The following is a 2,702-nucleotide window of genomic DNA, read 5'->3' on the forward strand; positions in this document are numbered from 1 at the left end:
GTGGAGGAGGAGACCGCCGTGAGCACCGAACGAACCCGCAGGATCGTCCTGGTCCGGCACGCCAAGTCCGAGCGGAGCGAGGTCATCGACGACCAACTCCGCGGGCCGCCTGAGGGGGTCCGGGCGCGTAGGTTGGTCGCTGTTGTCCCGCCCCACCGAGTGCACCGGACCCTCCCGGGTGCGCTCCCGCCGCCCACGGAGCAGCATTGGCACGCAAGATCGGCAGCCGCTACACCGTCCACCAGGTGATCGGCCGGGGCTCGGCCGGGACGGTCTGGCTCGGCGAGGGGCCGGACGGCCCGGTGGCGGTCAAGCTGCTGCGCGAGGACCTGGCCGCCGACCAGGTGCTGGTCGGCCGCTTCGTGCAGGAGCGCGCCGCGCTGACCAGCCTCGACCACCCCCGGGTGGTGGGCGTGCGCGACATGGTGGTCGACGGCAGCGACCTCGCGCTGGTGATGGAGCTGGTCCAGGGCACCGACCTGCGCTCCCGGCTGGAGCGCGACGGCGCGCTCGCCCCGCAGACCGCCGTCTCGGTCATCGCGGACGTCGCCGACGGCCTGGCCGCCGCGCACGCCGCCGGGATCGTGCACCGCGACGTCAAGCCCGAGAACGTCCTGCTCGACCTCGCCGCCGCCCCCGGTCCCGGCGGCGCCCCGCGCGCCAAGCTGACCGACTTCGGCGTGGCCCGCCTGGTCGACGCCCCGCGCCGGACCCGCGCCACCCGGATCATCGGCACCCCCGACTACCTCGCCCCCGAGATCATCGAGGGCCTGGAGCCGCGCGCCGCCGTCGACATCTACGCCCTGGCCACCGTGCTGTACGAGCTGCTGGCCGGCTTCACCCCGTTCGGCGGCGGCCACACCGGCGCGGTGCTGCGCCGGCACGTGACCGAACAGGTGCCGCCCGTGCCCGGCCTGCCGGACGGCCTCTGGCGGATCATCGCCGAGTGCCTGGCCAAGGCCCCGGCCTCCCGGCTGCGCGCCGCCGAGCTGGCCGACCGGCTGCGCGAGCAGCTGCCCGCCCTGGCCGGGCTGCCGGCGCTGGCCGTCCCGCAGCAGGGCCGCGTCCCCGCCGAGGAGCCGCTGACGCCCGGCGAGGCCGTCTACACCGAGGTGGACGCCGGTCCCGGCACCCACAAGCGCCGCCGCGGCCCGGCCGTCCCGCTGGTGCCCGGCGCCGCCCCGGACTCCACCCGGGACACCCACACCAGCCTGCGCCGCCCCTCGGCCCAGGAGCTGGCCTCCTACGCGGCCGAGTCCCGCGCCCAGCGCACCGCCCCCACGGCCCACCGCCGGGACCGGCAGGCGCTGCTGCGCCGCCGCCGGGTGCTGGCCGTCCTGGTGGCCGTGGTCCTGTTGGTGGCCGGCGCGGCCGCCGCCTGGACCGCCTTCGCCGCGGACGCGCCCGACGCCGGTCACCCGGCGCGTCCGGGCGTCCACACGACCGCTCCGCGGGCTCCGTAAGGACCGATCGGCACCCGGTGTCGCCATGACCACCCCCGGGGGCATTACCCTGGGTGCGTGGCAGCCGTCGATCCTTCCGAAGAGCTCAAGAACCTCGATACGACCATGGGGTCGATCGAGGCCGTCCTCGACCTGGACAAGATCCGGGCCGACATCGCGGTCCTGGAGGAGGAGGCAGCCGCCCCCACCCTGTGGGACGACGTCGCGAACGCGCAGAAGGTGACCAGCCGGCTCTCCTTCCTCCAGGGCGAACTGCGCCGGGTCGAGGGCCTGCGCGGCCGCATCGACGACCTGGGCGTGCTGTTCGAGCTGGCCGAGGCCGAGGACGACGCGGACACCCGCGTGGAGGCCGAGAACGAGCTGGAGGCCGTCAAGAAGGCGGTCGAGGAGCTCGAGGTCCGCACCCTCCTGTCCGGCGAGTACGACGCCCGCGAGGCACTGATCAACATCCGTGCCGAGGCCGGTGGCGTGGACGCCGCCGACTTCGCCGAGCAGCTGATGCGCATGTACCTGCGCTGGGCCGAGCGGCACGGGTACCCGACCGAGGTGTACGACACCTCGTACGCGGAGGAGGCCGGCATCAAGTCCGCGACCTTCACCGTCAAGGCCCCGTACGCCTACGGCACCCTCTCGGTCGAGCAGGGCACCCACCGCCTGGTCCGCATCTCCCCGTTCGACAACCAGGGCCGCCGGCAGACCTCGTTCGCCGGCGTCGAGGTGCTCCCGGTCGTCGAGCAGTCCGACCACGTCGACATCGACGAGTCCGAGCTGCGGGTGGACGTGTACCGTGCCTCCGGCCCCGGCGGCCAGGGCGTCAACACCACCGACTCGGCGGTGCGCATCACGCACCTCCCGACCGGCATCGTGGTCTCCTGCCAGAACGAGCGCTCGCAGATCCAGAACAAGGCGTCCGCGATGAACGTCCTCCAGGCCAAGCTGCTCGAGCGGCGCCGCCAGGAGGAGAAGGCCGCGATGGACGCGCTCAAGGACAGCGGCAGCTCCTGGGGCAACCAGATGCGCTCCTACGTGCTGCACCCGTACCAGATGGTGAAGGACGTCCGCACCGCGTTCGAGGCCGGCAACCCGCAGGCCGTGCTGGACGGCGACATCGACGGCTTCATCGAGGCCGGCATCCGGTGGCGGAAGCAGCGGGAGACCGCCGCGAGCTGAGCCCGGGGGCGCCGGCATCCGGGTGGGCGGCCTGTTCAGCGGCGCCGACTACACCAAGACCAGTGCCCA

The 2,702-nt window shown here is 74.1% G+C and carries 2 protein-coding genes; both read left to right on the forward strand.

What is annotated here, in order from left to right; genetic code table 11:
• Positions 1–206 precede the first annotated feature (206 nt).
• Complete coding sequence (locus ABZ885_RS39030; protein WP_360199633.1) at positions 207–1,463, forward strand: serine/threonine-protein kinase; 1,257 nt, start codon at positions 207–209, stop codon at positions 1,461–1,463.
• Between the two features lie 57 nt (positions 1,464–1,520).
• The gene (prfB, locus tag ABZ885_RS39035) at positions 1,521–2,633 is read left to right on the forward strand and encodes a peptide chain release factor 2 (RefSeq protein WP_360199635.1); all 1,113 of its coding nucleotides are present in this window, start codon (positions 1,521–1,523) and stop codon (positions 2,631–2,633) included.
• The last annotated feature ends 69 nt before the right edge of the window (positions 2,634–2,702 follow it).

The organism is Kitasatospora sp. NPDC047058 (genome assembly GCF_040643935.1).
Classification (GTDB): domain Bacteria; phylum Actinomycetota; class Actinomycetes; order Streptomycetales; family Streptomycetaceae; genus Kitasatospora.